This is a genomic window from Streptomyces sp. NPDC002790, assembly GCF_040295505.1.
In the GTDB taxonomy this organism is placed as follows: Bacteria; Actinomycetota; Actinomycetes; order Streptomycetales; family Streptomycetaceae; genus Streptomyces.
Genome location: NZ_JBEOVM010000200.1, coordinates 1 through 5,552 on the forward strand (window position 1 = coordinate 1; position 5,552 = coordinate 5,552).

At 72.7% G+C, this 5,552-nt stretch carries 5 protein-coding genes; 2 read left to right on the forward strand and 3 right to left on the reverse strand.

All coding sequences use genetic code 11. The features are described from left to right. Nucleotides 1-112 precede the first annotated feature (112 nt). Complete coding sequence (locus ABT004_RS35685) at nt 113-949, reverse strand: phosphatase PAP2 family protein (protein WP_351345782.1); 837 nt, start codon at nt 947-949, stop codon at nt 113-115. Between the two features lie 75 nt (nt 950-1,024). Continuing rightward, nucleotides 1,025-2,071 carry a LacI family DNA-binding transcriptional regulator gene (locus ABT004_RS35690; protein ID WP_351345785.1) on the reverse strand — a complete coding sequence of 349 codons (1,047 nt, stop codon included), beginning with the start codon at nt 2,069-2,071 and terminating at the stop codon, nt 1,025-1,027. A gap of 203 nt (nt 2,072-2,274) precedes the next feature. Between ABT004_RS35690 and ABT004_RS35695 the strand changes: the two genes are divergently transcribed. Then, the gene (locus ABT004_RS35695) at nt 2,275-3,900 is read left to right on the forward strand and encodes a SpoIIE family protein phosphatase (RefSeq protein ID WP_351345794.1); all 1,626 of its coding nucleotides are present in this window, start codon (nt 2,275-2,277) and stop codon (nt 3,898-3,900) included. Nucleotides 3,901-3,968: 68 nt separating this feature from the next. Beyond that, nucleotides 3,969-4,316 (forward strand): isomerase, encoded by a 348-nt coding sequence (locus ABT004_RS35700; protein WP_351345788.1) that lies wholly within the window; start codon nt 3,969-3,971, stop codon nt 4,314-4,316. A gap of 347 nt (nt 4,317-4,663) precedes the next feature. On the opposite strand, the gene ABT004_RS35705 is transcribed toward ABT004_RS35700, so the two are convergent. Further along, nucleotides 4,664-5,389, reverse strand: coding sequence for a TetR/AcrR family transcriptional regulator (locus tag ABT004_RS35705; protein WP_351345791.1), 726 nt, complete (start codon nt 5,387-5,389; stop codon nt 4,664-4,666). Nucleotides 5,390-5,552: the final 163 nt, after the last annotated feature.

The following is a 5,552-nucleotide window of genomic DNA, read 5'->3' on the forward strand; positions in this document are numbered from 1 at the left end:
GTGGTCGCGGTGCCCCCGGTGCGCCCCTGGGTGTGGGAGGGCGGGTCCCCGCCCGGGGGGGATTGTGTGGTTTGGGGGGCCACCGTACGGTGCCGCCCCCGAGCCGTCAGGCCTACGCCTTGATCGGCATCAGTGGTCGGGTCACCAGACGCGGCAGCGCGTACGGCAGCGCCCCGTACCAGGCCCGCGCCACCGCGAACCCGAACGCCAGGCACAGCATGCCGCCCACCGCGTCCAGCCAGAAGTGGTTCGCGGTCGCCACGATGACCACCAGGGTCAGCACCGGATAGAGGAGCCCGAGGACCCGCACCCACGGCACCGAGGCGAGCGCGAAGATCGTCATGCCGCACCACAGCGACCAGCCGATGTGCATCGACGGCATCGCCGCGTACTGGTTCGACATGTTCTTCAGGTTGCCCGAGGCCATCGAGCCCCAGGTCTGGTGCACCGCGACGGTGTCGACGAAGCCGCCGCCGCTCATCAGCCGCGGCGGCGCCAGCGGATAGAAGTAGTAACCGACGAGGGCGACCACCGTCGTCGCGAACAGCGCGAGACGGGTCGCCGCGTAGCGGCCGGGATGGCAGCGGAACAGCCACACCAGCACGCCCAACGTGATGACGAAGTGCAGTGTCGCGTAGTAGTAGTTCATGCCGACGATGAGCCAACTCACCGAATTCGCGGCATGGTTGACGGTCTGCTCGGCGGCGATCCCGAGGCTGTGCTCCGCCTGCCAGATCCAGTCGGCATTGCGCAGCGCCTGCGCCTTCTGCTCCGGGACCGCGTTGCGGATCAGGGAGTACGTGTAGTAACTCACCGCGATCAGCAGGATCTCGAACCAGAGGCGGGGGCGCCGCGGCGCCCGAAGGCGACGCCCGGCGCGGACTTCCGCGATGGGTGAGGGTGTGGCCCCTTTTCGGCCTTCACGTGTCGTCACGGTCATTTCACCCATAGGCACAGAGTCTGCCAGATCACGACCCCCCGACCGATCATCCCTCGGGCGGGTCATGGGCGCACCCGCTACGCCCTACGGACGAGGCCGAACCCCTACGGATACCGCTGCTGACGCGGCCGTGGACCCCCGCACCACCAGTTCCGGCATGAACACGAATTCGCTCGGCGGCGCGGGCGTGCCGCCGACCTCCTCGAGCAGCGTGTGCACCGCCGCCTGACCCATCGCGTGTACCGGCTTGCGGATCGTGGTCAGCGGTGGATCGGTGAAGGCGATCAGCGGAGAGTCGTCGAAACCGACCACGGAGACGTCCTTCGGCACGTCCAGGCCGCGCTCGCGCACCGCCCTGATCGCGCCGAGCGCCATCATGTCGCTCGCGCAGACCACCGCCGTGCAGCCCCGGTCGAGCAGCGCGGAGGTCGCGGCCTGCCCGCCCTCCAGGGTGTAGAGGGAGTGCTGGACGAAATCGCGCTCGATCTCGTCCCCGGGCAGGTCGAGCCGCTCCGTCATCGTGCGTACGAAGCCCTCGATCTTCCGCTGTACGGGGACGAAGCGGCGCGGCCCCACGGCCAGCCCGATCCGGGTGTGGCCGAGCGAGGCGAGGTGCGTCACCGCGAGCCGGGCCGCGGCCCGGTCGTCCGGAGAGATGAAGGGCGCCGCGATCGACGGCGCGTACCCGTCGACGAGGACGAAGGGGACGCCCTGGCCGCGCAGCCGCTCGTAGCGCTGCGGGTCGGCCGTGGTGTCGGCGTGCAGCCCGGAGACGTAGATGATGCCGCTGACGTTGCGGTCGACGAGCATCTCCGTCAGCTCGTCCTCGGTGGAGCCGCCGGGGGTCTGGGTGGCCAGGACCGGGGTGTAACCCTGCCTGGTCAGGGCCTGCACGACGACCTGGGCGAGCGCGGGGAAGATCGGGTTCTCGAGTTCCGGCGTGATCAGGCCGACGAGGCCCGCGCTGCGCTGCTTGAGGCGCACGGGGCGCTCGTAGCCGAGCACGTCGAGGGCGGCGAGGACGGACTGGCGGGTGGCCGCGGCGACCCCCGCCTTCCCGTTGAGCACACGGCTGACGGTCGCTTCGCTGACCCCCGCTTGTGCTGCGATGTCGGCTAGGCGTGCGGTCACGGGACGCGACCTTACCCGTCACTCGCCGCATTGCCCACCGAACGGGAAGTACCGGGCGGGCAAGCCGGGTTGGGCCGCCGCCACCCGGAACGGTGAACCGGAGGAAGGGCGGGCCGCCGCACGGGTGTCCGGCGGTAGTTTGGTGCGGCGGGCCGAGGGGGCTCGCACCGCTCCGTTTCCTGAGGGGCCTGCTCGTGAACACCATGGTTCAGAGATCCGGAACCGACGTCGGGTGCACCATCCTGGTGGTCGACGACAGCGCCGCCGGCCGGTACGCACTGAGCGCTGTCCTGAGCCGGGCGGGCCATGTCGTCATCCCGGTCGGCTCCGCGGGCGAGGCCCTCGTCGAACTCGACGTGCGGCTGCGCGCTGGCGCGCTGCCCGACGTGGCGCTCGTGGACGTGGGCCTTCCCGACCTCAGCGGGTTCGAACTGTGCCGCAGGGTCAAGGCGCTGCCCTCGCTCGCCGGGATCCCCGTCGTGCACTTCTCCGCCCGCCCCTCCGCGCCGGCGGACCGCTGCCGCGCGCTCGACGCGGGCGGCGAGGCATATCTGACGGTGCCCGCCGAACCGGAGGAGATCCGCGCCGTCGTGCGTGCCGCGCTCCGCGGGGCCCGTGAACTCACCGACACCCAGGCCCAGTTCGACCACCTCACGCTGCTCTCCCGGGCCGTCGTCGACGTGCAGGGCGCCCGGGACCTCGCCGACCTCGCCCGGACGGCGGCGGCCGCGACGGCCCGGTTCACCGGGGGCGACGCCGCGGTCTTCGTCCTCGGCGACCACGGCGCGGTGCACACGGGCCTGTCCCGGAGCGCGGCGGCGCTCGTGGTGCCGGACGCCGCAGCGCGCGAGCGGGCCGTCGAGCTGGTGCGGCGGATCAGCTGCGGGCCCGGCGGCGTGCGCACCGCGCTGCCACCCCCGGCCGTGTGGCCGCAGGCGTACTTCGGGCCCGGCGGCGCCCGGCTCACCCTCTCCCGCACCCGCGACGGCCGGCTCCCCGTGTGCCTGGCCACGCCCGACTTCGCCGACCCGGACGGCAGGACGGGGCCGCTCGTCGCCCAGCTCGCCCGCGCGACCGCGCTCGCCGCGGAACCCCTCGTCCTGTACGAGCAGGAGCGGCATGTCGCCCATACGCTGCAACACAACTTCCTGCCCTCGGAGTTGCCCGCCTTCGCCGGCCTGGACATCGACTTCCGCTACGAGCCCGCCTCCCAGGAGGCCGAGATGGGCGGCGACTTCTACGCGGCGCTGCCCACCCCCGAGGGCGTGCTGGTCGGCGTCGGCGACGTCGTGGGGCACTCGCTCGACGCGGCCACCGTGATGGTCGAGCTCCGGCACGCGCTGCGCGCCTACTGCCTGGAGGACCCGCGCCCCGCCCACCTCGTGGCCCGCCTCGACCGGCTGCTCAAGCACTACCACCCGCAGCTCACCGCCACGCTGTGCCTGGCCCTCGTCGACCCCGCGACCGGCCGTACGCGGGTGGCCAACGCGGGGCACATTCCGCCGCTCGTCGTGCCGGTCGGCGGCGCGGCGCGGTACGCGAAGGCGGCGGGGCCGCTGCTCGGGCTCCGGCTGCCGCATCCCGAGCCGACCGTGCTCGACCTCGGCCCCGGTGATCGTCTCCTCATGGTCACCGACGGCCTCGTCGAGACCCGCGGCATCGATCTGGCCGTGTCCTTGGAGGAGCTGCGCCGCGCCGCCGCGGTCGCGCCCGCGCCGCCCGGCGAGCTGTGCGACGCGCTCCTCGACCGCTTCGGCCGCGACCGCGCCGACGACATCGCGCTCCTCGCGGTGCGGCGGGCCGTGGCGCGTCCGCTGGGCGGGACGTGATTGTGCGGGTGGGCGCTTCCGGGTGAAGGTGGGCGCCGACACGCACCACGACACCCTCGGAGGGTTCCATGCCGCAGATCACCGTCGACCACTCGGCGGATCTCCACGATCGCCTCGACCGGGTGGGGCTGGCCGGGGCCGTGCATCAGGCTGCCGTCGACATCGTGGCGGCGCGTATTCCCGCGTGCAAGACGCGGTTCCGCGAGGTCGGGACGACGGTGGTGGGGGATGGGGTCGGGTCCGTCGTGCACGTGGAGATCGCGTTGCTCGCGGGGCGGACGGAGGAGGCGAAGGTGGCGCTTGCGGAGGCGGTGCTGGTGGCGCTTCCGGCCCACATCAAGGAGCCTGCCGGTGTGCATCTCTCCGCGGAGGTCCGCGACTTGACCCCGTCGTACCGCTCGGCCATCGCCGACTGACCCGGCACCGCCCCTCCGCCACGGGGCTCCGCCCCGGACCCCGCGCCTCAAACGCCGGCGGGGCTGGAAAAGCCCAAACGCCGGCGGGGCTGGGAAGGCTCAAGCGTCGGCCGGGCTGGAAAGATCGGGGCTCCGCCCCGGACCCCGCTGCTCAATCGCCGCAGGGGCTTAATTGGCCCACCCGTCCCGCAGGTGATGGCCCCTCCCCGCTCACCTCCCACCCCCGCCCCCTCCGGGGGGGGCGTTCGGCCCGACGGGGTGCCTGCCGCCGCCTTGGGCAATCTGCCGCCTGGGGCGGCACCACGGTGCGGGCGGCACGTGTGTCAGGGGCCGGCGCCGGCGCAGCCCTACGCGCCGACCGGTGTCAGTGACGCCAGCCGGGTGATGAGGGTGGCGAAGGGGCCGTCCGGGGGGTCGTCCGCGAGGATATGGCGGAGGAGGGACGCCATCTCCTCGTCGTGCGCCGCGCTCACCGCGGCCAACGCCGCGAAGTCGTGGACGAGTTGGAGCTGCAGCTCCTCGCGCGGCACACGCCGCCCGTCCAACCAGATCAGCGCCGTCGACTCGGCGAGCGAAATCCACGAGCGCACGACGAGTTCGAGGCGGGCGGAGGGCGCCGACACCCGCAGATGCGCGAGGATCTGGACGTACGCCGCCTGTCGGACGGAGTCGATCAGCGCGTTCGTCGCCGACGCGGTGCTCATGGAGCAGGCTCCGCCCGCGGGGACCGCCGGACCGCCCCGCATCAACGCGGAGAACCCGGGACCGTGCTCGTCCACGAAGTCGAAGTAGCGGCCCATCACGCGCAGCAGCCGCGCGCCCAGCGGACCCTCCCGCGGCTCCTCGAACCGCTCGGCCAGATCCTGCGCCGCCCGCCTCAACGCGGCCTCGTACAGGCTGAGTTTGCCCGGGAAGTAGTGGTAGACCAGCGGTCGCGAGATGCCCGCGGCGGCCGCTATCTCGTCGATGGAGACCTCGTCGGGGGAGCGGTGGCTGAACAGTTCGAGTGCGACCCCGATCAACTGCCGCCGCCGCTCCTCGACTCCCATTCTGCGCCGCACCCCGGTAGTCATGCCGAACACTCTACCGAGCGAATCCGGCCTGCCAACCGGCCCCCGTGCCCCGCCACCGCTCGTCGTCACTAGGGCGTGTTTCGAAAGTCCCGTCTGCCTCGCGGGGTCTGGCACGCACGCTCGCGGCGTTGCCGAAATGCCCTAGTAGCTCCGCTACGAGACC